The 23,415-nt window shown below is 60.4% G+C and carries 24 protein-coding genes; 11 read left to right on the top strand and 13 right to left on the bottom strand.

Going from position 1 to position 23,415, the window contains the following annotated elements:
* Positions 1–240: 240 nt before the first annotated feature.
* From CWC48_RS05805 to CWC48_RS05850, 10 genes are all read left to right on the top strand, one after another.
* Positions 241–1,215, top strand: coding sequence for a KpsF/GutQ family sugar-phosphate isomerase (locus CWC48_RS05805; protein ID WP_078046894.1), 975 nt, complete (start codon positions 241–243; stop codon positions 1,213–1,215).
* On the top strand, positions 1,216–1,740 hold the full coding sequence (locus tag CWC48_RS05810) for an HAD family hydrolase (protein ID WP_034118123.1): 525 nt from the start codon (positions 1,216–1,218) through the stop codon (positions 1,738–1,740).
* 8 nt (positions 1,741–1,748) lie between these two features.
* Positions 1,749–2,321 (top strand): LPS export ABC transporter periplasmic protein LptC, encoded by a 573-nt coding sequence (lptC, locus tag CWC48_RS05815; RefSeq protein WP_078046893.1) that lies wholly within the window; start codon positions 1,749–1,751, stop codon positions 2,319–2,321.
* Positions 2,308–2,841, top strand: a complete 534-nt coding sequence (lptA, locus tag CWC48_RS05820; RefSeq protein ID WP_078046892.1) for a lipopolysaccharide transport periplasmic protein LptA — start codon at positions 2,308–2,310, stop codon at positions 2,839–2,841. The genes lptC and lptA overlap by 14 nt, the downstream gene beginning before the upstream one ends.
* Entirely contained in the window at positions 2,841–3,566 is a 726-nt protein-coding gene (lptB, locus tag CWC48_RS05825; protein WP_003171806.1) for an LPS export ABC transporter ATP-binding protein, read from the top strand. Before lptA ends, lptB begins: the two co-directional genes overlap by 1 nt.
* Before the next feature lie 185 nt (positions 3,567–3,751).
* The gene (locus tag CWC48_RS05830; RefSeq protein WP_016974289.1) at positions 3,752–5,245 is read left to right on the top strand and encodes an RNA polymerase factor sigma-54; all 1,494 of its coding nucleotides are present in this window, start codon (positions 3,752–3,754) and stop codon (positions 5,243–5,245) included.
* Positions 5,246–5,320: 75 nt separating this feature from the next.
* Positions 5,321–5,626 carry a ribosome hibernation-promoting factor, HPF/YfiA family gene (hpf, locus tag CWC48_RS05835; protein WP_003171804.1) on the top strand — a complete coding sequence of 102 codons (306 nt, stop codon included), beginning with the start codon at positions 5,321–5,323 and terminating at the stop codon, positions 5,624–5,626.
* A 10-nt stretch (positions 5,627–5,636) separates the two neighbouring features.
* Complete coding sequence (gene ptsN / locus CWC48_RS05840; RefSeq protein ID WP_061435337.1) at positions 5,637–6,101, top strand: PTS IIA-like nitrogen regulatory protein PtsN; 465 nt, start codon at positions 5,637–5,639, stop codon at positions 6,099–6,101.
* Between the two features lie 2 nt (positions 6,102–6,103).
* A complete protein-coding gene (gene rapZ / locus CWC48_RS05845) occupies positions 6,104–6,961 on the top strand; it encodes an RNase adapter RapZ (RefSeq protein WP_049709982.1) in 858 nt (285 codons plus the stop codon).
* Positions 6,962–6,977: 16 nt separating this feature from the next.
* Positions 6,978–7,250: an HPr family phosphocarrier protein gene (locus CWC48_RS05850; RefSeq protein WP_078046891.1), complete on the top strand. Its 273-nt coding sequence runs from the start codon at positions 6,978–6,980 to the stop codon at positions 7,248–7,250.
* Between the two features lie 101 nt (positions 7,251–7,351).
* On the opposite strand, the gene CWC48_RS05855 is transcribed toward CWC48_RS05850, so the two are convergent.
* The 6 genes from CWC48_RS05855 to pmbA all read right to left on the bottom strand — a co-directional run bounded on the left by CWC48_RS05855 (position 7,352) and on the right by pmbA (position 12,609).
* Positions 7,352–8,245, bottom strand: a complete 894-nt coding sequence (locus CWC48_RS05855) for a ZIP family metal transporter (RefSeq protein WP_078046890.1) — start codon at positions 8,243–8,245, stop codon at positions 7,352–7,354.
* Between the two features lie 33 nt (positions 8,246–8,278).
* Positions 8,279–8,890 carry a superoxide dismutase gene (locus CWC48_RS05860; protein WP_100491478.1) on the bottom strand — a complete coding sequence of 204 codons (612 nt, stop codon included), beginning with the start codon at positions 8,888–8,890 and terminating at the stop codon, positions 8,279–8,281.
* 1 nt (position 8,891) lies between these two features.
* Positions 8,892–9,320 (bottom strand): hypothetical protein, encoded by a 429-nt coding sequence (locus tag CWC48_RS05865; protein ID WP_078046888.1) that lies wholly within the window; start codon positions 9,318–9,320, stop codon positions 8,892–8,894.
* A gap of 27 nt (positions 9,321–9,347) precedes the next feature.
* Positions 9,348–10,724, bottom strand: a complete 1,377-nt coding sequence (locus CWC48_RS05870) for a lyase family protein (protein WP_099494053.1) — start codon at positions 10,722–10,724, stop codon at positions 9,348–9,350.
* On the bottom strand, positions 10,717–11,112 hold the full coding sequence (locus CWC48_RS05875; protein WP_100491479.1) for a FagA protein: 396 nt from the start codon (positions 11,110–11,112) through the stop codon (positions 10,717–10,719). The genes CWC48_RS05870 and CWC48_RS05875 overlap by 8 nt, the downstream gene beginning before the upstream one ends.
* A gap of 150 nt (positions 11,113–11,262) precedes the next feature.
* Positions 11,263–12,609 (bottom strand): metalloprotease PmbA, encoded by a 1,347-nt coding sequence (pmbA, locus tag CWC48_RS05880; RefSeq protein ID WP_078046885.1) that lies wholly within the window; start codon positions 12,607–12,609, stop codon positions 11,263–11,265.
* Positions 12,610–12,717: 108 nt separating this feature from the next.
* Between pmbA and yjgA the strand changes: the two genes are divergently transcribed.
* On the top strand, positions 12,718–13,239 hold the full coding sequence (gene yjgA, locus CWC48_RS05885) for a ribosome biogenesis factor YjgA (RefSeq protein WP_017138246.1): 522 nt from the start codon (positions 12,718–12,720) through the stop codon (positions 13,237–13,239).
* A gap of 45 nt (positions 13,240–13,284) precedes the next feature.
* Here the strand turns inward: yjgA and tldD are convergent, their stop codons facing one another.
* The 7 genes from tldD to mreC form a co-directional block, all read right to left on the bottom strand.
* Complete coding sequence (gene tldD, locus CWC48_RS05890; protein WP_078046884.1) at positions 13,285–14,727, bottom strand: metalloprotease TldD; 1,443 nt, start codon at positions 14,725–14,727, stop codon at positions 13,285–13,287.
* A 16-nt stretch (positions 14,728–14,743) separates the two neighbouring features.
* Entirely contained in the window at positions 14,744–15,592 is an 849-nt protein-coding gene (locus tag CWC48_RS05895; RefSeq protein ID WP_100491480.1) for a carbon-nitrogen hydrolase family protein, read from the bottom strand.
* A 48-nt stretch (positions 15,593–15,640) separates the two neighbouring features.
* On the bottom strand, positions 15,641–19,456 hold the full coding sequence (locus tag CWC48_RS05900) for a YhdP family protein (protein WP_100491481.1): 3,816 nt from the start codon (positions 19,454–19,456) through the stop codon (positions 15,641–15,643).
* A gap of 76 nt (positions 19,457–19,532) precedes the next feature.
* A complete protein-coding gene (rng, locus tag CWC48_RS05905; protein WP_071491141.1) occupies positions 19,533–20,990 on the bottom strand; it encodes a ribonuclease G in 1,458 nt (485 codons plus the stop codon).
* 70 nt (positions 20,991–21,060) lie between these two features.
* On the bottom strand, positions 21,061–21,657 hold the full coding sequence (locus CWC48_RS05910) for a nucleoside triphosphate pyrophosphatase (RefSeq protein ID WP_078046881.1): 597 nt from the start codon (positions 21,655–21,657) through the stop codon (positions 21,061–21,063).
* A gap of 51 nt (positions 21,658–21,708) precedes the next feature.
* Positions 21,709–22,197 carry a rod shape-determining protein MreD gene (mreD, locus tag CWC48_RS05915; RefSeq protein ID WP_016976217.1) on the bottom strand — a complete coding sequence of 163 codons (489 nt, stop codon included), beginning with the start codon at positions 22,195–22,197 and terminating at the stop codon, positions 21,709–21,711.
* Positions 22,197–23,336 carry a rod shape-determining protein MreC gene (mreC, locus tag CWC48_RS05920; protein WP_100491482.1) on the bottom strand — a complete coding sequence of 380 codons (1,140 nt, stop codon included), beginning with the start codon at positions 23,334–23,336 and terminating at the stop codon, positions 22,197–22,199. Before mreC ends, mreD begins: the two co-directional genes overlap by 1 nt.
* Between the last annotated feature and the right edge of the window lie 79 nt (positions 23,337–23,415).

The following is a 23,415-nucleotide window of genomic DNA, read 5'->3' on the forward strand; positions in this document are numbered from 1 at the left end:
TAATTGGCCACATGGGCCGAGCGGACCGAACTGGCGGCGAACTATATCACTGCTGGTACAGGGCGCCCAAGGCCGGAACGGTGCTTGTTCAGATTGAGGACAGGGAAAAAACGTTGCCGCCTATGTTGCCAAGGATGGAATCTCGAGCGCATCGCAAACAAACCCTGACGAACTTGCGTGAGGGAATTGATCATTACCGTTATAATCGCCGACTTTTCGTCAGGCTATACGATTTCAGACATGAGCCAATCCAGCGACCTTATTCAATCCGCACAACGCACCATCCGCCTCGAGCTTGAAGCCGTAGAAGGCTTGCTGGCGCATATCGACGCAGATTTCGTACGCGCGTGCGAGATGATTCTGGCCAGCAAAGGCCGCGTTGTCGTGGTCGGCATGGGCAAGTCGGGCCACGTCGGCAACAAGATCGCCGCCACCCTGGCCAGCACCGGGACCACTGCATTTTTCGTGCACCCCGCCGAAGCCAGCCACGGCGACATGGGCATGATCACCAAGGATGACATCATCCTGGCGCTGTCCAACTCCGGCAGCACCAACGAAATCGTGACCCTGCTGCCGCTGATCAAGCGCCTGGGCATCCAGATGATCAGCATCACCGGCAACCCGGAGTCGACGCTGGCCAAGGCCGCCGAAGTGAACCTGAATGTTCACGTGGCCCACGAGGCGTGCCCTTTGAACCTGGCACCGACCTCCTCCACCACCGCCGCACTGGTCATGGGCGATGCCCTGGCCGTGGCGCTGCTGGAAGCCCGTGGGTTTACCGCCGAGGACTTCGCATTTTCCCACCCGGGTGGCGCCCTGGGCCGCCGTTTGCTGCTGAAAGTGGAAAACGTCATGCACTCGGGCGATGAGTTGCCCCACGTCCAGCGCGGCACCTTGCTGAAGGACGCGTTGATGGAAATGACCCGCAAGGGCCTGGGCATGACCGTGATACTGGAAGCCGACGGCCGCCTGGCCGGGGTCTTCACCGACGGCGACCTGCGCCGCACCCTGGACCGCACCATTGATATCCACACCGCCACCATTGATGCGGTGATGACCCCTCACGGCAAGACCGCGCGCCCTGAAATGCTGGCAGCCGAAGCCTTGAAGATCATGGAAGACCATAAGATAGGCGCGCTGGTGGTGGTCGATGGCAATGACCATCCGATTGGCGCCCTGAACATGCACGATTTGTTGCGTGCGGGAGTGATGTAAATGACCAGCGACCTGTTGCAACGCGGTAAAAACATCAAGCTGGCGATTTTCGACGTCGACGGCGTGCTGACCGATGGCCGCCTGTACTTCCTCGAAGACGGCAGCGAATTCAAGACGTTCAACACCCTCGATGGCCAGGGCATCAAGATGCTGATGGCGGCGGGCGTGCAAACAGCGATTATCAGCGGCCGAAAAACCCCCGTTGTGGAACGCCGTGCACAAAACCTGGGGATTCCTCACCTGTATCAGGGCCGCGAGGATAAACTGGTGGTTCTGGACGAGCTTCTTGGCCAACTCAACCTAAGCTATGAGCAGGTCGCGTACTTGGGCGATGACCTGCCAGACCTGCCGGTGATTCGTCGGGTGGGCTTGGGCATGGCTGTCGCCAATGCGGCGGCATTTGTTCGCGAGCATGCCCATGGCATCACTACCGCCCGTGGCGGTGAAGGTGCCGCCCGCGAGTTCTGCGAGCTGATCCTGCGTGCCCAGGGTAGCCTTGAAGCGGCCCACGCCGCCTACTTATAGAGCGTTTTATGCTGAGCAAAAAGATTCGCAACTTCCTGCTATTCGGGGTCATCGCCGCGCTGTTTCTCGCGGTGGGCTACTGGAATATCAGCCCGGAGCGCTTTCTCGACCAGCCTGCTGCGCAGGTGGACGAGGGCGCTATCGACTACTACGCCATCAATGCCAAGAGCGTGCAATTCCTGCCAGACGGCAAGGTTCAGTACGAGATGACTTCGGACAAGGTCGAGCATGTAAAGGCCAGCGAAGTCACGCTGCTGACCAATCCGGACATGAACATTTACCGCGGTACCGAGTTCCCATGGCACGTCACCAGCAAACGTGGTGAGGTCAACCCGGACGGTACCGAGGTGGAACTGATCGACTCGGTGCGCGTTGCGCGCACGGACGATAAAAAACGTGAGACCGTGATTACCAGCAGTCGCATGACCGTATTCCCGCAGAAGCAATATGCGCAGACCGAGCAAGACGTTAGAATCGACGGCGCTGGCGGTGTATCGACTGGCAAGGGAATGAAAGCGTATTTGAAAGAAAGCAGGATACACCTGCTATCGAACGTAAGAGGACAGTATGAGGCTCGTTAAAACTCTCCCTATTTTGCTCGGTCTGGGCGCAGCACTGGGAAGCGTGAGCGCCTGGGCTCTGCCGAACGATAGCCAGCAACCGATCCACATCTCGGCTGACGATGCACAGCTCGATGACAAGCAAGGCGTCGCCACCTATACCGGCGGTGTGATCATCACCCAGGGCTCGATGAAGATCACCGGCAATACGGTGACACTGACGCGCACCCAATCGGGCGATATCGACGTGGTAACGTCGGTGGGCAACCTGGCTTACTTCGAACAGAAGCAGTCCGCGACCGATACCGGCCCGATGAAAGGCTACGGCAAGACTATCCAGTACCATGCCCAGCAGAACCGCATCGTCCTGATCGACCAGGCCAAGGTGCTCAGCCCCGATGGCAACTCGACGGAAGGTGAGAAGATCACCTATGACACCGTGAAACAGATCGCTAACGCCGGTCGTGCCAATGGCAACAAGGTCACCGCGCCTCGTCCACGCATCGACATGGTTATCCAGCCGAAGAAGAAGGCCGAGTAATGGCAACCCTGAAAGCCCAGCATCTGGCCAAGGCCTATAAAAGCCGTCAGGTCGTGCGCGACGTCAGCCTGTCGATCGACAGCGGCCAGATCGTCGGCTTGCTCGGCCCCAACGGCGCCGGCAAGACCACCTGCTTCTACATGATCGTCGGCCTGGTCCAGGCGGATCAGGGCCGCGTCTTGATCGACGACCTGGACGTGAGCCACCAGCCGATGCACGGCCGCGCACGCGCCGGTATCGGCTATCTCCCGCAGGAAGCGTCGATCTTCCGCAAACTGTCGGTCGCCGATAACATCATGGCCATCCTCGAGACCCGCAAGGAACTCGACCGTGACGGCCGCCGCAAGGAGCTGGAAAGCCTGCTGCAGGAATTCCACATCAACCATATCCGCGACAACCTCGGCATGAGCCTGTCCGGTGGTGAGCGTCGCCGCGTGGAAATCGCCCGCGCCCTGGCCACCGCGCCCAAGTTCATCCTGCTGGACGAACCGTTTGCCGGCGTCGACCCGATCTCGGTGGGCGACATCAAGCAGATCATCCATCATCTCAAGGCCAAGGGCATTGGCGTGCTGATCACTGACCACAACGTCCGTGAGACCCTCGATATCTGCGAAACCGCGTATATCGTCAACGATGGCCAGCTGATTGCCGAAGGCGATTCGGCCACTATCCTGGCCAACGAATTGGTCAAGGAAGTGTACCTGGGTCACGAGTTCCGCCTGTAAACACCGTGGTGTCACGGCCGTTTGCCAAGGTGCGCGGGAGTCAATGAAAACCTCCGGATTTTTATTGTTACCGCGCTCTAGGCAAAGCCCCCGACATCAGGCATATAATTTGCTTATGTTTGGCGCTCACGCGCCCTGTCGTGGATGGCGCATTGCGCCGGCGAATAAGGTGTTAAGCCCCTGCCATGAAACCATCGCTAGTCCTGAGAATGGGCCAGCAGCTGACGATGACACCGCAGCTGCAACAGGCCATCCGCCTGCTCCAATTGTCGACACTGGACCTGCAACAGGAAATCCAGGAGGCCCTGGAGTCCAATCCGATGCTCGAACGCCAGGAAGAAGGCGACGACTTCGATAATGCAGACCCACTGGCCGATAACATCGAGCAAAAACCCAATTCTGACGTGCAGGAACCCTCCTACCAGGAAACCGCCCCTACGGTGGACAACCTTGAGGAAGGCGAATGGAACGAGCGCATTCCCAACGAGCTTCCGGTCGATACCGCCTGGGAAGACGTCTACCAGACCAGCGCCAGCAGCCTGCCCAGCAACGATGACGACGAGTGGGACTTCACCACCCGCACCTCCGCCGGCGAGAGCCTGCAGAGCCACCTGCTGTGGCAACTGAACCTTGCGCCGATGTCGGACACCGATCGCCTGATCGCCGTGACGCTGATCGACTGCATCAACAACCAGGGTTATCTAGACGAGACGCTTGAAGAGATTCTTGAAGCCTTCGACCCTGAACTGGATATCGAGCTGGACGAGATCGAAGCCGTCCTGCACCGCATCCAGCAGTTCGAGCCTGCCGGTATCGGCGCGCGCACGCTCAGCGAATGCCTGTTGCTGCAATTGCGCCAGCTACCCGCCAAGACCCCATGGCTCGCCGAGGCCCAGCGCCTGGTCACCGATTACATTGACCTGCTGGGCAGCCGCGACTACAGCCAATTGATGCGTCGCATGAAGCTCAAGGAAGACGACCTGCGCCAGGTCATCGAGCTGGTACAGAGCCTCAACCCGCGTCCCGGCTCGCAAATCGAATCCAGCGAAGCCGAATACGTGGTGCCCGATGTCATCGTGCGCAAGGACAACGAGCGCTGGCTGGTGGAACTGAACCAGGAGTCGGTGCCGCGCCTGCGGGTCAACCCTCAATACGCAGGCTTCGTACGGCGCGCCGATACCAGTGCCGACAACACCTTCATGCGCAACCAGTTGCAGGAAGCCCGCTGGTTCATCAAGAGCCTGCAAAGCCGCAACGAAACCCTGATGAAAGTCGCCACCCAAATCGTCGAACACCAGCGCGGCTTCCTGGAATATGGCGACGAAGCGATGAAACCGCTGGTACTGCATGACATCGCCGAAGCGGTTGGCATGCATGAGTCGACGATTTCACGGGTGACCACGCAGAAATTCATGCATACCCCACGGGGTATTTATGAACTGAAATACTTTTTCTCCAGCCACGTCAGCACCTCCGAAGGCGGTGAATGCTCGTCCACGGCGATCCGCGCGATCATCAAAAAACTGGTTGCCGCGGAAAATCAGAAAAAGCCATTGAGTGACAGTAAGATCGCTGGTTTACTGGAGGCACAAGGCATTCAGGTCGCCCGTCGAACCGTCGCCAAGTACCGCGAGTCCCTCGGGATCGCGCCTTCCAGCGAGCGTAAGCGTTTGATGTGACGGGCGGGCCACAGCGTTCCAGTGGCAGGTATTCCTACCTGCCGCTTTATGCACTGGCAACGAAGGAGAAGCTGTATGCAAGTCAACATCAGTGGACACCAGCTGGAAGTCACCAAACCCCTGCGTGAATACACCGAAAGCAAGCTGAACAAGCTGGCGGGGCATTTTGACAAGATCACCAATGTGCAGGTCATCATGGAGGTCGATAAGCTCAAGCAGAAAATCGAGGCCACCCTGCATGTACCGAATGCGAAGCTCGTCGCCAATGCAGAACATGAAGACATGTACGCGGCGATCGACTCGCTCTACGACAAGCTGGACCGCCAACTCATAAAGCATAAGGAAAAGAATCTGCACCTGATGCAAGGTACAGGTCGTTAACTCTCCCCCCATGATCCGACTTGAAACCATCCTGACCCCCGGCCGTTCCCTCGTGAACGTGCCGGGAGGCAGCAAGAAAAAAGCCCTCGAACAAATTGCCAACCTGATCGCGCGCGAAGTGCCGGATCTGGAGATGCAGGATGTGTTCGATGCGCTGATTGCCCGTGAAAAACTCGGCTCTACCGGTTTTGGTAACGGCATCGCCATTCCTCATTGCCGCCTCAAAGGCTGCGAAACACCCGTCAGCGCCCTGCTCCACCTGGAAGCCCCCATCGATTTCGACGCTATCGACGGCGCCCCGGTCGACCTGCTGTTCGTTCTGCTGGTCCCGCAAGCCGCCACCGATGCACACCTGGAACTGCTCAGGCAGATCGCCAGCATGCTCGACCGCAAGGAAGTACGCGACAAACTGCGTAGCGCCAGTAGCAATGAGGCGCTGTACCAGGTTGTCCTGGATGAACAGAACGGGCAGTAATCATGCGTTTGATCATCGTCAGCGGCCGTTCTGGCTCGGGTAAAAGTACCGCCCTCAATGTTCTTGAGGACAGCGGTTTCTATTGCATCGACAACCTGCCCGCCGGCCTGCTGCCGGAACTGGCGGAGCGTGCGCTGATCCACACCGAACTGGCGCAACCCCTGGTCGCCGTTTCGATTGATGCCCGCAACCTGCCCAGCCACCTTGAGCGATTTCCGCAATTGCTCGAGGAAGTGCGCGCCAAGCATATTCATTGCGATGTGCTTTACCTGGACGCCGACGAAGAGACTTTGCTCAAGCGCTTCTCCGAAACCCGTCGACGCCACCCCCTCAGCAGCCCCCACCGTTCCCTGGCAGAAGCCATCGAAGACGAAACCAAGCTGCTGGGGCCGATCATTGACCTCGCTGACCTCAAGATCAATACCACCAGCCTCAACCTGTATCAGCTGCGCGACGCCATCAAGCTGCGCCTGCTGAATCAGCCGGAGCCCGGTACGGCATTTCTTGTTGAGTCATTCGGGTTCAAGCGTGGCATGCCGGTGGACGCCGACCTGGTGTTCGATGTGCGCTGCCTGCCCAACCCCTACTGGAAGCCGGAACTGCGCGAACAGTCCGGGCTGGATCAGCCCGTGGCTGATTACCTGGCAGCGCAGCCGGATGTGGAGGAGATGTTCCAGGACATTTCCAGCTACTTGCTCAAATGGTTGCCACGCTTCGCCGCCAGCAACCGCGCCTACGTCACCATCGCCATCGGCTGCACCGGCGGCCACCACCGTTCCGTCTACCTGACCGAGCGCCTGGGCCAGGTGCTGCAACAAACCCTCAAGAACGTCCAGGTCCGCCACCGCGACCTTAGCTGAAAGGAACACCTGCGCGATGCCCGCTCTGGAAATTGAAATCATCAACAAGCTGGGCCTGCACGCCCGGGCCTCCGCCAAATTCGTGGGTGTGGCTGGGCAGTTTCCCTGTCAGATCCGCGCCGGGCGCTCACCGGAATCGATGGTCGACGGCAAAAGCATCATGGCGATGATGATGCTGGCAGCGGGCAAGGGCACCAAGATTCACTTGAAGACCGAAGGTGAGCAGGAGCAGGAAGCGATGGACGCCTTGGTGGCGCTGATCAACAACTACTTCGACGAAGGCGAATAACCCTCTGTAGGAGCCCGGCTTGCCGGCGAAGGCGTCGCCAAGCGCACTGCACGTCTCAAGGATTGATCGCCGGCAAGCCGGCTCCTACAAGGGAGCGGGCGTTATCCCAACGCCGTGTCCATCACCATCATCAAGCAAAACCCGATGCACAACCCCAAACTGGCGAGCTTTTCGTGACCATTGCGCCGCGATTCGGGAATGACCTCATGGGTCACCACCAGCAGCATCGCGCCGGCGGCCAGGGCCAGACCCAACGGCAACAATACCTCGGCCAGGCTGACCAGCCAGGCACAGAGCACCGCAAACACCGGCTCAACCAGACCCGACGCCGCACCGATCAGGAACGCCTTGACCCGCGACATCCCTGCCCCGGCCAACACCAACGCAATCACCAGGCCTTCGGGCACGTCCTGCAACGCAATGCCCATCGCCAGGCTGTCTGCATCCGGCATACCGCCGCCTGCGGAGACGCCGACCGCCATGCCTTCGGGGATGTTATGGGCGATGATGGCAAACACGAACAACCAAATGCGCGGCGGAATCACCGGTTTGTCCGGCGTGCCCACCAGCATTTCCGGGCTAGCGCCGGAGACCTTGCGGTCAACCAGATACAGCCCGAATGCTCCCAGCATAATGCCAAAGCTGATCAGGCCACTTGCCCCCCAGGGCGAGAGCCCCAGGCCTTCAGCCGCGGCAATGCCCGGCACGATCAGCGAAAACGCCGTCGCCGCCAGCATCACCCCGGCACCAAAGCCCAGCAATGTATCGCTCAACGCCACCGGCATACGTCGGATGACCAACACCGGCACGGCGCCAAGGGCCGTGCCGAGCGCACAGATGGCGCCGCCCTGTAGGGCACGCAGAATACGCGGTTCCAGGTCCAGCCAGGCCAGCCCGTGGGCCACCAGCAATGCAATACCTGCCAATAGCAGTAGCGAGCCAAACGCATAACGAAACATTCGCCCGCTGCTGATCGCCAGTGTTTCAGTGCCCATAGTCGGCCTTAGATCTTGTTATGAAGGTGAATGTCAGGCCACGGCGGCCTGATAGCGGGCGGCGACTTCTGGCCAGTTGATAACACTGTAGAAGGCATTGATGTATTCCGGGCGACGGTTCTGGTACAGCAGGTAGTAGGCGTGTTCCCAGACGTCCAGACCGAGAATCGGCGTATTGCCGTTCATCAGTGGGCTGTCCTGGTTGCCACTGCTTTCCACCACCAGGGTCTTCTGCGGAGTCACACTCAACCAGGCCCAGCCGCTGCCGAAACGGGTCAATGCAGCCTTGGTGAAGGCCTCTTTGAAACTGTCGAAGCCACCCAACTGTTCATCAATGGCTTTGCCCAACGCGCCTTCGGGTTTGCCGCCACCTTTGGGCGACATCACTGCCCAGAACAACGAGTGGTTGGCATGGCCGCCACCCTGGTTGATGACGGCTGCACGCAGTCTTTCCGGCAGTTGCTGCACACTGGACACCAGTTTCTCCACCGGCCATCCGGCAAACTCAGTGCCTTCGACAGCCGCATTGAGGTTGTTGATGTACGTCTGGTGGTGCTTGGTGTAGTGGATCTCCATGGTTTGCGCATCGATATGCGGTTCCAGGGCGTCGTACGCGTAAGGCAAGGCAGGCAAGGTATAAGTCATATCAATGTGCTCCGTAATGAGGAGTGGTCGGCTGTGCCGCAGTACCGCCCAGCAAGCGATGGGTACGAGGGTATTCGCCGTGGTCGCTGATGAAATTCAACAGCTCGACGTAGGTTTTGCTGCTCTGACGCAGGGCCGCCTCCCGTAATTGCGGGCTCAAACGCGAGTCCTGCATGGTCTGCAACAGGCGCTGATGAATAGCGCAGAGGTATTCCGCGCTTTCCTCTGGCTGATTCAGGCGCAGGTGCAAATCCGCCAGGTTGTGATGGGAAATGACGCAAGCCGCCACTGCTTCGTCGGCATCCGCCCAACGTTCGAATAACACTTGAGCCAGGGCCAGGGCTTGCAGATAGGCCTCGCGAGCGTCGACCAGTTCGCCTGCCATAAAGCAGCGATTGGCCCGTTCGATCGTGCGTTTCCAGTGCTCCATGGTGAGCCTCCAAAGCAGGGTCGATGATTACACGCCGCCAGCCGTGAGTTTTTCCGGATCCAGCAGGATCTCCAGTTGGCTGCGCGGCAAGTCGGTGTGCTCCAGTGCGACCTCAATCACCGGGCGGCCCTGCTGATAGGCTTTCTTGGCGATTTCAGCGGCCTTTTGGTAGCCGATGATCGGGTTGAGTGCGGTGACCAGAATCGGGTTGCGCGACAGCGCTTCCTTCAGCTTGGCTTCATTGACCTTGAAACTGGCAATGGCCTTGTCCGCGAGCAGGCGACTGGAATTGGCCAGCAGTTCAAGGCTGCTGAGCAGGTTCTGCGCGATGATCGGCAGCATCACGTTCAGTTCGAAGTTGCCTGACTGACCGGCGACGGTGATTACTGTGTCATTGCCAATGACCTGCGCGGCGACCATCGCAGTCGCTTCCGGGATCACCGGGTTGACCTTGCCGGGCATGATCGACGAGCCAGGTTGCAGGCCTTCCAGTTCGATTTCACCCAGGCCGGCAAGCGGACCGGAGTTCATCCAGCGCAGGTCGTTGGCGATTTTCATCAGCGACACGGCGGTGGCTTTCAACTGGCCGGACACGGCCACGGCGGTGTCTTGGGAGCCAATCAGGGCGAACAGGTTTTTGCCAGGGGTGAATTTCACGCCTGTCAGGCTGCTCAGTTGCTGGCTGAAACGCGCAGCGAATTCAGGGTGTGCGTTGATCCCGGTGCCCACTGCCGTGCCGCCCTGAGCCAGGGCTTGCAAACTCGGCAGAAGGTCCTGCAAATGCCCGATATTGGCCTTGAGCTGCTGCGCCCAACCGTTGAGCACTTGGCTCATGCGCACCGGCATGGCGTCCATCAGGTGCGTGCGACCGGTCTTGATGAAAGGATGGACCTCTTCGGCCTTCCGCTCGATCACCTGCACCAAGTGCAACAGGGCCGGCAGCGTTTGCTCGTGCAGGACCAGCGCGGCACTGACGTGGAGGGTAGTCGGGATGATGTCGTTGCTGCTTTGACCGCAATTCACGTGATCGTTGGGGTTGACCGACTCGCCCAGCAAACGGCTGGCGAGGGTTGCAATCACTTCGTTGGCATTCATGTTGGAGCTGGTGCCGGAGCCGGTCTGGAAGATATCCACCGGGAAGTGCGGCATGAAATCCCCTTCCAACAAGCCTTGGGCGGCATCGACAATGGCTTTGCCCCGCCCCTCGCTGATCTGCTTGAGGTCAACGTTGACCTTGGCAGCGGCGGCCTTGGCCAGGATGAGCGCGCGAATGAATTGCGCCGGCATGCGTTGGTGGCTGATCGGGAAGTTGTTCACCGCGCGCTGGGTCTGGGCGCCATACAGGGCCTCGGCAGGCACGTGCAGTTCGCCCATGCTGTCGCGTTCGATACGGGTGTTACTCATCGGAAGATCCTTGCACCAGGTCAGAAACAGAAATTGAGGGCAGCAATTCACACGTCGCCAATTGCCAGGCAAAGGTCTGCCAGCGCTTGAGGCGGCAGGCACAGTGAGAGAGTTTTTCCAGGTCACGCAGAGGGCGCCAGGCCTGGTCAAGGCACAAGGAGCGCCAGTGCCAAGGCAGCGCAATATCGCTGGCAGTGTCGAGCAACAGGCGGAATGAGGTTTCGGCGATCATCCACGGATGGGTCGCAGTGCAGCACGCCAGGTATCGACCTTCATTGAGGTAATGTTCGATCAGGCGCGGTTCGTTGGGGTCGAGGCCGCAGCGAATCTGGCGACTCATCCAGCGCCAGCTCTCGAGGTAGGGATCCTCATGCAGGACAGAACTCATGATCCACACTCATCCGGTAATGATATTTATTATTAAATGATATTGAGAATCAAAACAAGGGTGGCACGTTAATCCCGCTGACACGTGGCCACAAAAAAAGGCGCGCCATTTAAGATGGCGCGCCTTTCTTGTTTAACCGGGTCGGAAGGATCAGCTACCGGCGACGGTCATCCGTTCGATCAACACCGAACCCGTGCGGATATTGCTGCGCAGTTCCAGGTCGTTCCCGACCGCAATGATCTGCTTGAACATATCGCGCATGTTGCCGGCGATAGTCACCTCCTGGACGGCAAATTGAATCTCACCGTTTTCCACCCAGAAGCCTGCCGCGCCACGGGAATAATCGCCCGTGACCATGTTCAGGCCGTGGCCCATCAACTCAGTCACCAGCAGGCCGCGTCCCATCTTCCGTAGCAACGCTGCCTGGTCTTCATCGCCATGGGTGACGAACAGGTTGTGCACGCCGCCGGAGTTGGCGGTGCTCGGCAAACCAAGTTTTCGGCCGGCGTAGGTACCGAGCACGTAGGACACCAATTCACCGTTTTCGACAAACGGCTTCGCGTACGTCGCCAGGCCATCACCGTCAAACGCCGAACTGCCCATGGCGCGCATCAGGTGTGGGCGCTCATCGATGGTCAACCATTCTGGAAACAGCTTCTGCCCAATCGCCCCCTCCAGGAACGAAGACTTGCGATAAAGGTTGCCCCCGGAAATTGCGCCAAGGAAGCTGCCGAACAAGCCACCGGCCAATTCCGCCGAAAACAGCACCGGCACTTCACAGGTCGGCACGGGGCGCGCGCCCAGGCGGCTCGCGGCACGCTGTGCAGCACGCTGGCCGATGCTGATCGGATCGGCCAGTAAATCGCCCTGGCGGTTTACGTCATACCAGTAATCGCGCTGCATCTGGCCATTGGCTTCGGCGATCATCACGCAGCTCAGGCTATGACGCGTGGACGCGTAACCGCCAATAAAACCATGGCTGTTACCATACACGCGGCAGCCCTGATGGGTGCTCAATGTGGTGCCATCAGCGTTCTTGATGCGGGTATCGGCGTCGAACGCGGCGGCTTCACAGGTCAGTGCCTGTTCAATGGCCTGCTCGGGCGTGATGTCCCAGGCGTGAAACAGATCAAAGTCTTTCAGGTCCTTGGCCATCAACGCCTTGTCAGCCAAGCCCGAGCTTTCATCCTCGGAGGTGTGCTTGGCGATCGCCAATGCCGCCGCCACGGTCTCGCGAATAGCCTCCGGGCCACTGGCCGATGTGCTGGCCGAGCCTTTGCGCTGCCCTACATACAAGGTGATGCCAAAGCCTTGGTCGCGGTTGAACTCCACGGTCTCGACTTCCCGCTGGCGCACCGATGTCGAGAGCCCCTGCTCCAGCGACACCGCCACTTCACAGGCGCTAGCCCCCTGGCGCTTGGCTTCGGCAAGGATCTGCTCGACTTGTTCCTGCAGTGCCGGTAACGCTTGCGGACCGACGCTTTGGGCTGCACTCATGGTTTTCTCCACTCAAATTCTGCTTTCGGTTAAGGCCATCGAGCGACCGGGCCGGACAAGCGGCCCCCGACTGGTTATCATGGCGGCGTTTCTTTGCGGACTGCCACCATGGTTGATTCTTACGACGACTCCCTCGATGGGGAGAAAAGCAAAACCCAGGTCAAACGTGAGCTGCATGCTCTGGTTGACCTCGGCGAGCGCCTTACAACGCTCAAGAAGGATTTGATTGCAAAACTGCCATTGACCGACGAAATGCGCCGGGCCTTGGCGGATGCGCCCAAGCACACCGCGAATATCGCGCGTAAACGGCACATCATGTTTATCGGCAAACTGATGCGCGATCAGGACACTGACGCCATTCTGGCCTTGCTCGATCAAACCGATGCCTCCACTCGCCAGTACAACGAACGCTTCCATAACCTGGAACGTTGGCGTGACCGCCTGATCTCGGGCGATGACGCCGTGCTGGAAAAATTCGTACTGGACTACCCGGACGCGGACCGCCAGCAACTGCGCTCCCTGATCCGTCAGGCCCAGCACGAGCAGGCGCATAACAAGGCGCCGGCCACCAGCCGTAAAATCTTCAAGTACATCCGTGAGCTGGACGAGACTCAACGCGGCCTGCGCTGATCCTCTTCCCCGGGTGGCGGCCTTCGCCACCCGAAGCTCCCGCGTCTACGCCCCCGTGCCACCCACGGTGATCGCATCAATCTTCAGCGTAGGCTGGCCGACACCCACCGGCACCGACTGCCCATCCTTCCCGCACGTGCCCACGCCGCTGTCCAGCGACAGGTCGTTACCGACCATCGACACCTTGCTCATGGCTTCCGGACCGTTACCGATCAACGTTGCGCCCTTGACCGGCGCGGTAATCTTGCCGTCTTCGATCAGGTAAGCCTCGCTGGTGGAAAACACGAACTTGCCGCTGGTGATATCCACCTGGCCACCACCGAGGTTGGCGCAATAGATGCCGCGCTTCACCGACGCAATGATTTCTGCCGGGTCGCTTTCGCCACCGAGCATGTAGGTGTTGGTCATGCGTGGCATCGGCAGGTGCGCATAGGATTCACGGCGACCGTTACCGGTGCGAGCCACGCCCATCAGGCGGGCGTTGAGCTTGTCTTGCATGTAGCCCTTGAGCACACCGTTTTCGATCAGGGTGGTGCACTCGGTCGGGGTGCCTTCGTCATCGACACTCAGCGAGCCACGACGCCCGGCCAGGGTGCCGTCATCAACGATGGTGCAAAGTTTGGACGCAACCATCTCGCCCATACGCCCGCTGTACGCCGAGCTGCCCTTGCGGTTGAAATCACCTTCCAGGCCATGACCGACCGCTTCGTGCAGCAGCACGCCGGACCAACCCGAACCCAGCACCACCGGCAAGGTCCCGGCCGGTGCCGGAATCGCTTCCAGGTTGACCAGCGCCTGGCGCAGCGCTTCGCGGGCATACCCCATGGCACGGTCGTCGGTGAGGAAATAGCGATAGTCGGTACGCCCGCCGCCGCCATGGCCGCCGCGCTCGCGACGACCATTCTGCTCGACGATCACACTGACATTGAAGCGCACCAAGGGGCGCACATCCGCCGCCAGGCTGCCATCGGTGGACGCCACCAGAATGCGTTCCCACACGCCGGCCATGCTCACGGTCACCTGCTGGATACGCGGATCCAACGCACGCGTCGCGGCATCGACACGCTTGAGCAAGTCGACTTTTTCGGCACGGGTCATCACTTCCAACGGGTTGTCCGGCCCATACAACTGGGTCACGTCCTGGGTGCTGAACGCCTGCACCGTGCCGTTTTGCCCGGCCCGGGAAATAGAGCGCGCGGCACGGGCGGCCAGGCCCAAGGCCTCAAGGGTGATCGCATTGCTGTAGGCAAAGCCGGTTTTTTCGCCGGATTGCGCACGCACACCCACACCTTGGTCAAGGTTGAAACTGCCTTCCTTGACAATGCCGTCTTCCAGGGCCCAGGACTCGGAGATCTGCCCCTGGAAATACAGGTCGGCCGCGTCGATGCCCGGCCCGGCAAGATCGCCCAGCACGGTTTGCAAACTTTCGATGGTCACGCCACCGGGTGCCAGGAGGTGTTCACTGACTGAGGACAACAACTCGCTCATAGGTATGGCCTTAAATTCATCGTTCCGAAGCAGGCCGCTGTGCGCCCTGCGAGAAAAAGCGCCGATGGTTGGCCACCGGCATGCGCGCCCTAATCGACGCTTGTTCACTGCTATCGCGTTCGGCCAGCAACACCGCTTCGCCCTGATCCTGTTGTGCCAGCACGCGCCCCCAGGGATCGACAATCGCCGCATGGCCATGGGTTTCCCGTGGCCCCGGATGCACGCCCCCCTGGGCGGCCGCCAGCAGGTAGCACTGGGTCTCGATGGCCCGCGCGCGAATCAGCACGTCCCAGTGCGCAGCGCCGGTTACGGCCGTAAACGCTGAAGGCGCAGTGATCAATTCAGCCCCCGCCGCGCGCAATTCGCTGTACAGCTCGGGGAAGCGCAGGTCGTAACACACTGTCAGGCCCAAGCGACCAACGGGTGTATCCGCCACCACCACATTGCCCCCGAAAGCATAGTCGTCGGATTCGCGATAACGCCCGCGAGCGTCGGCAACGTCCACATCGAACAAGTGCAGCTTGTCGTAACGGGCAACGATTTCACCCTGATCATCGACCAGCAGCGAGCAGGCATTGGACTTGGCGTGCGGTTGGTCTTTAGGCGGCAATGGCAAAGTACCCGCCACTATCCATAAGGTGAGGTCGCGCGCGGTCTGTTTCAACCATGGCAGGATCGGGCCTTCGCCCAGCGCTTCGGCGCGGCCGATGTCGGCCACGTCACGGCGGCCCATGGCAGCGAAGTTTTCCGGCAATACCGCCAGCTTTGCACCGCCTGCCGCCGCTTCCTCCAACAAGCGCCGGGCCTGGGCCAGGTTGGCCAGCACATCGCTCTGGCTGACCATTTGAATTACCGCAAAGGACATGGGCCGACACTCCATAAAGGGCATGCGGCCATGCTACTCCACAGGCTCTCAGTTTGGCTTTTCAAATGGCTTGTCGAAGGTGATTTTCGGATCCTTCCACGGGCCTTCGACCTTGTATTGCACGCTGGCGAAGCGTGAAACACGGTCACCGATCAACTTGTCGATCAGGAACAACGCACCGCCAATGGCCGGCGCCCCGACGATCAACGCCGCAATCGGCAGGTTGTTGGTCACCGGCAGCGTCACCAGCAACTTGGCATCCACGCGGTCAGCCACCAGGTCCAGGGTGCCATTGAGCTCCAGATTGCTTGACGGCCCGGTCATGGTAATCGGCTCGCGGGTCACGAACACGCCATTGCTGGCCGCCAGCAAGCCTTTGACCCGGTCATAGCTCAAGCCCTTGCCAAGCAAGTCCGAGAAGTCCAGGCGCAGCCGACGCCCGATGGAGTTGAAGTTCAGCAGGCCGAACACCCGCAGGGCCTGGGCGCCCCCCTCGACTTCCACGAACTGGCCGTTGCGGAACGCCGCATCCAGGCTGCCGGAGAACCGCTTGGGCCCGACATAGGCCGGCGAACCGGGCCAGCGTCCGTCCACATCCAGGTGGAAATCCTGACTGGTCACAGTGGGCGCATAACCCCAGCCCTTGAGGACATCGCCGATATTCTTGCCGTCCAGGCGGCCCTTGTACCAACTGCTGCTGTCACCGGCCCCGCCTTCCCAGCCTCCGGCCCCCTTGAGCTGCATGCCCTTCAGGCCCAGGTCCAGATTGCTGAAGGCCAGGCCCTTGGCGGTCGGGCGGATCTTCAGCGACCAGGCACCTATCAGGTCCGGGCCTTGGAACAACTGATCTATGGCGATATCCAGCGCTGGAATGTCCTTGGGATCGATATTTGCCAAGGGATCCGGTGCGTTTTCATCCGCCTGCACGGTTGGGTCTACCGCCGGCAGCTTCACGTATTGCAGGTTGATCGCAATCGGCGCGCCTTTGGCGTCCGGCAGGTTCACCGTGCCCTTGGCTTGCTGGCTGCTGAATTGCAGTCCCCACGCCGCAGGCTTGCGGTCCAGCTGCAAATTGACCTGATCAAACTGGGTACCCATCCCGGTCAGCTTGCCCACCTTGAAGTCGGCGCCGTTGAGCAGTTGCTTGGCACTGCCACCCGGATCGTTGCCCGCGTAGCGGTCCACCAGTTTTTTCCACGGGTCGATATCGAGTTCCGACAAGACCCCACGAATGCGCAAGCCCTTGGCACCCGGCAACACGGCATCGCCATCCCCCAGGAACAGCTCACCACGGCCATCATTGAATTTGTCCGGCGGCGCGGCAAAGGTAAAGTTTGCCAGCTCGCCATAATCGAACCAATAACGGCGCTCGGCACCCTGCAAGGTCATGCGGAACACGCTGTCGCGCCCCTGGCTGGCCGGCATGCCGAACGGCGCCGGCAAATCCACCGCCACGCCCTTGAGGTTGGAGCTGACCATCAGCTGGCTGTCGGCGCCGTCTAGGGTCAGTTGCAACTGGTACGGAATATCGCCGGATACCGGCAGCGGCTGGGTGATATTCAGCCAGTCCGTCAGCCGCTTGACCGTGACCTGGCCCTTGGCAGTCACGCGAGTGCTGATATTGCCCGGCTTGCCGTCGGCAAAGATCTGCGCAGTGATCGGGCGGTCAAACGCCTGGGCCGTGATGTTCTGGCCACTGAGGCCCTTGGCGCTGTCGAAACGGAAGTCGCCCTTGAGCTGATTCAGGTCCAGGGTGGGTTCAGCCAGTTGCAGGCGCGACTTATCGGTCTTGAAGTCCACTACGATCTTCGGCTCGGCGCCCTTGGCCAGCGGAATATCGAGGTCCAGGCTCCCCTGCAGGTCGCCCTCGCCTTTCCAGCCAGCGAAGGTCGAGGCGGTGCCGATCGGCGCTTCCTGGAGGATTTTGAGCCCATCGCCCAAGCCACCGGCAAAACCACCCGTGAGCAGCAGATGGCTGTCCTTGCCCGCAGGCGCGTGGGGAATATTGACGTAGACATCCTTGACCTTGGTGTCGAGCAATTGGCCCTTGCTGGCCAGGATGCGCACGCCGCTTTCCTCGACAAACACTTCGCCATTGACCTTGCTCACGTGAGGCCAGCCCGGCTGGAATGCCAGTTCGGCGTCATGCACCTTGAAAAACAGGCTGATATTGCGCGAGGCCGGCAGTGCGTCGTGGTTCAACGAACCCTGATACTGGAAGAAGCCTTGGTCCACCGCGCCCTTGAGAATCGCGGTGCGCAACCATTCATCCAACGCCGGGCTCAACACCGCCGGCAGGTATTTGGGGGTGAAACGCCCATCGCCATCGACCATGCCGACCCGCAGGTCCATGTAGTCTTCCTGGTTGTGGTCGAAATGCAGGCGGATCAGGAAGTCGGCGGCCACCTTGCCCTCTTCGCCCAGCACCTTGATATACGGCGCGATTAGGGTGAAGCCTTCCTCGTCCAGCTTCCACGTCAGGCGCGCGTTGGCCTGGATGTACTGCCAAGGCTTGGCAAAGATCGGGTCGAGGTGCAGGGAAAAATCCTTGCTGTCCATGCGCAACTCGCCATGACCCAGGTCGCCGCTGATGCTGCCGGACACATTGCGCGCGGCCGGCGCGCCGAAGTAGGCATCAAAGCCAATGCGTTCAAGGTTGGCAGCGAAGCTGACTTTTTGATCGGTGGTGTCATGTGGACGGAAGTCCACCAGCACGTTACGTAGCAGGCCGGTGGCCTTCAGATGCTGCACAGTCTTGGCCAAACCCTCCGGCAACGGCGCCAACGCATTAAGCAGCGGCGTGATCGGCGTGAGGTCCAGGCGGTCGGCCTGAAGCTTCCAGACTTCCTGGTCCTTGTCGGTAGCCAGCGTCTGCTGCAACTGCAGGCGCGATTCCCAGCGTGTTTCACCCAGGTTCATCGCCAGGGAATCGAACAACACCTTGAGGCCAGTTTCACTGCGCTGCAGGTAGGCGGTAAGGGCGAGATTTTCGATATGGACAGGCTTACGGTCGGCGTAGCTGCCTTTCACTTGTGGCGAGTTGAGGCGCACCACCGCGCTTTGCACGGTGCCGTTGGCCCAGCTCAGCCAGAATTCGCCGCCAGCCTTGAATTGCGTGAGTGTCCACTGTTGGGTCAGCTTGGCCGGGATCCACTTGGCCCAGTCGCTTTGCGGCAGGCTCAGGTAGGCCTGGATTTCGGCATCCTTCCATTGGCTGGCACGAATACGGGTGCGCAGGTTAACGGCGAGCGGCTGGCCGTCGGGCAGGGTCAGGCGTGCATCGAGGCGCTGACGGACGGCGCCGGTATGCAGGCTCAGGCCGACATATGTCAGGGTCACCGGCGCTTGGTCAAACGGCTGCAACGTCACCTGGCTGTCGAGCAGCGACACACGCTTGACCGTCTGCATGCGCTTTAGCACCTGCTCCGGATCCAGCGGCTGGTCGTCTTGCACGGGCAGGCCCTGCAGGGCCCATTTGCCGTCCTTGTCTTCCTTCACACTGAGTTGCAGGCCACTGACTTGCAGGTGCGCAATGCGCACTTCGCGGGCCATCAGGCTGGCCCAGATATCCGGCACCACTTCGACCTGATCCAGGCGAAGGGCACTGCTGCCCTCGCCCACCATCACATCATGGGCCAGCAATACCGGCGCGAAACCGCTCCAGCGACCTTCCAGGCTGCCGATATGCAGGGGCATGTCCACAGCAGCCTGGGCCTTGGCCTCGACTTCTGCACGGTACTCGGCCACCAGCGGCGTCAATTCACGGCCCAGGCTCACGTACACGGCCGCCAATACCAGCAGCAAGGCACAGAGGCCCAGGCCCCAACGGGTCAAAGCGGCAAAAAAGCGTATCAGACGCTCCATGTCAGGCGACCCTCAAGGCGGTAGTCGGACGGCAGATCAAGGCCTGCTCGTCTCATAAAAGGAAAACGATTGGGGATCAGAGCAGCACCACGTCGTATTGTTCCTGGGAATACATGGTTTCGACCTGGAAGCGTATCGTGCGGCCGATAAAACCCTCCAGCTCGGCAACGTTACCGGATTCTTCATCCAGCAGCCGGTCGACCACTTTCTGATTGGCAAGCACCCTGTAACCCTCGGCCTGGTAGGCCCGCGCCTCCCGTAGGATCTCACGGAAAATCTCGTAGCAAACCGTTTCCGGGGTCTTCAATTTACCGCGGCCCTGGCAACTGCTGCACGGCTCGCACAGCACCTGCTCCAGGCTTTCCCGGGTGCGCTTGCGGGTCATCTGCACCAGGCCCAACTCGGTGATGCCAATGATGTTGGTCTTGGCGTGATCGCGCTCCAGTTGCTTTTCGAGAGTACGCAGTACCTGGCGCTGATGCTCTTCATCTTCCATGTCGATGAAGTCGATGATGATGATGCCGCCCAGGTTGCGTAGGCGCAGTTGGCGAGCAATCGCGGTGGCCGCTTCGAGGTTGGTCTTGAAGATGGTCTCTTCGAGGTTGCGATGGCCCACGAACGCGCCAGTGTTGACGTCAATGGTGGTCATGGCTTCCGCCGGGTCCACCACCAGGTAGCCACCGGACTTGAGTGGCACCTTGCGCTCCAGGGCTTTCTGGATTTCATCTTCGACGCCATACAGGTCGAAGATCGGCCGCTCGCCGGGATAGTGCTCCAGGCGGTCGGCAATTTCCGGCATCAGCTCGGCAACAAATTGCGTGGTGCGCTGGAAGGTTTCCCGCGAGTCGATGCGAATTTTCTCAATTTTCGGGCTGACCAGGTCGCGCAGCGTGCGCAGGGCCAGGCCCAGGTCTTCATAGATCACGCTGGGCGCGCCGATGGTCTTGATTTGTGCATCGATCTGGTCCCACAGGCGTCGCAGGTAGCGGATGTCCATGAGGATTTCATCGGCACCCGCGCCTTCAGCGGCGGTGCGCAGGATAAAGCCACCGGCTTCCTTGATGCCTTCGGCGGCCACGCAGTCGCTGACTACTTTCTTCAGGCGTTCGCGCTCGGCTTCGTCTTCGATCTTCAGGGAAATACCCACATGCGCGGTGCGCGGCATGTAGACCAGGTAGCGTGACGGAATCGACAGCTGGGTAGTCAGGCGCGCACCCTTGGAACCGATGGGGTCCTTGGTGACTTGCACCACCAGGCTCTGCCCTTCATGCACTAGGGCGCTGATACTTTCTACCGCAGGGCCTTCGCGCAGGGATATTTCCGAAGCATGGATAAAGGCGGCACGGTCCAGGCCGATATCGACGAATGCGGCCTGCATCCCCGGCAATACGCGCACCACCTTGCCTTTGTAGATGTTGCCGACGATCCCGCGCTTTTGGGTGCGCTCAACGTGGACTTCTTGCAGAACACCGTTCTCTACCACCGCCACGCGCGATTCCATCGGCGTGATATTGATCAGAATCTCTTCACTCATGGCTGGGTCTCGTTCAGGCGTTTTCACAATAGTGACCGGTCGCTTAAGGCTGGGCGCTGGGATACGACGCTCAGCGCACGGTAAGGTTTTGCCAACAGGGTATGCCGAATTGGTCGAGCAGTTGCGCGGTTTCGCACACCGGCAGGCCTACCACGGCCGAATAACTGCCATTGAGCCCGGCGACAAACACCGAGCCCAGCCCTTGGATAGCATAGCCGCCCGCCTTGTCCTGGGGTTCGCCACTGTGCCAGTAGGTTGTAGCCTCCTCGACAGAAATACCGCGAAAACGTACACGACTGCTTACACAAACAGTCTCGCTGCGCTGGCCATCAGTGAGGGCAATGGCGGTGAGCACTTCATGTTCACGCCCCGCCAAGGCCATCAACATGGCCAGGGCATCGGCTTGATCCACAGGTTTGCCGAGGATCTTGCCATCGACAATCACTGCAGTATCAGCCCCCAGCACACAGGCGCCCGAGGTTTGCCCGAGCGCAGCAAAACCCGCCGCAGCCTTGCCGCGCGCAAGGCGCTCGACGTAGGCAACGGCGGGTTCATTAGTAAGAGGTGTTTCATCAATAGCGGCGCTGACCACGGTGAAGGGCACACCGATCTGGGTCAGCAGTTCACGCCGCCTCGGAGAGCCCGAGGCCAGGTAAAGCGAATTCATTGCAGCCTCTCCCTGTAGGGTTCGATAACCAGGCAGAGCCTCGCAATCCATTCAATTGATTTTATAGCGACGACGCAACCCACGCAGACCGAAGCTGATCCATGGCCACAGCAAAGCACTCACCAGCGCCGGCAGCACCAGCGCCAGGGTGGGTTGGCGGTTGCCGGTCAGGGCGCTGAGCCAGAGCTGGACAAGCTGTGCCAGGCCAAAGATCACCAGGATCACCAGGCATTGTTGCCACATCGGGAACATGCGCAGGCGTTGCTGCAACGACAGCACCAGGAAGGTGATCAGGGTCAGGATCAACGCGTTCTGGCCCAGCAACGTGCCATAGAGCACATCTTCTGCCAAGCCCAGGAACATCGCGGTGACCATGCCGACTTTGTGCGGCAGGTTCAGCGACCAGAAGGCCAGCAGCAATGCCAGCCAGAGCGGGCGCAGGATTTCCATGAATTGCGGCAGCGGCGAAACGCTCAGCAGCATACCGATGGCGAAGGTCAGCCAGACGATCCAACCGTTGCGTGAATGTGTACTGGCCATTATTCCTCCCTCTGGCGCGTGGTGGCCGGAGCGGTCGCCGCTGGGCGGGCAGCCGGGGCAGCAGCAGGCGGTTTGGTGGCCGGCGTGGTGGTGGCCGGCGTCGACGTGGGAGGTTTGGTCGCAGCCGGTTTAACCGGATGCGCCGCAGGCTTGACAGGTGTAGCCACCGGCGCCGCAGTTGCCGGCGCGGTCGCAGGCGTGGCCGGCGGGGTAGTGGCCGGCTTGGGTACGGTGGCAGGAACGATCGGCGCAGTGCCGTTCTTCTTGTCTTCCGCTTCCTGGGCCTGGGCGGCTTCGTTGGCGCGCTCTTCGGGGGTGCGATTGTCGCTGAACACCAGCAATAGGTAGCGGCTGCGGTTCAGCGCGGCAGTGGGCACGGCACGCACGATGGCGAACGGCTGGCCTGAGTCGTGGATCACTTCCTTGACCGTCGCTACCGGGTAACCCGCCGGAAAACGCTGACCGAGGCCGGAACTGACCAGCAGGTCGCCTTCCTTGATATCAGCGGTATCGGCCACATGGCGCAGTTCCAGCCGCTCAGGGTTACCGGTACCGCTGGCAATCGCACGCAAGCCGTTGCGGTTTACCTGCACCGGGATGCTGTGTGTGGTGTCCGTCAGCAGCAATACCCGCGAGGTGTAGGGCATTAGCTCTACCACCTGGCCCATCAGGCCACGGGCGTCGAGCACCGGCTGGCCAAGGACCACACCGTCGCGCTCACCCTTGTTGATGATGATGCGATGGGTAAAGGGGTTGGGGTCCATGCCGATCAACTCGGCCACTTCGACCTTTTCGTTGACCAGCGCGGAAGAATTGAGCAACTCGCGCAGCCGAACGTTCTGCTCGGTGAGGGCCGCGAGCTTTTGCATGCGCCCCTGCAACAGCAGGTTTTCGGTCTTGAGTTTTTCGTTCTCGGCGACCAGCTCGGTGCGGCTGCCGAATTGGCTGGCCACGCCCTGGTACAGACGTTGCGGCAGGTCGGTGATCCAGTAGGTCTGCATCAACACCAGCGACATCTGGCTACGCACGGGCTTGAGCAGTGCAAAGCGGGCATCGACCACCATCAGCGCGACCGAAAGCACGACCAGCACCAACAGGCGCACGCCCAATGAGGGGCCTTTGGCGAAAAGCGGTTTAATAGGCCGCTCCTCCCAGGCAAATGTTCTCTTTATTCATACGGCATCTAACCGGCCTGGATGCAGATTGAAGAAGATAAAC

This window comes from Pseudomonas sp. S10E 269, from assembly GCF_002798465.1.
GTDB lineage: Bacteria > Pseudomonadota > Gammaproteobacteria > Pseudomonadales > Pseudomonadaceae > Aquipseudomonas > Aquipseudomonas pergaminensis.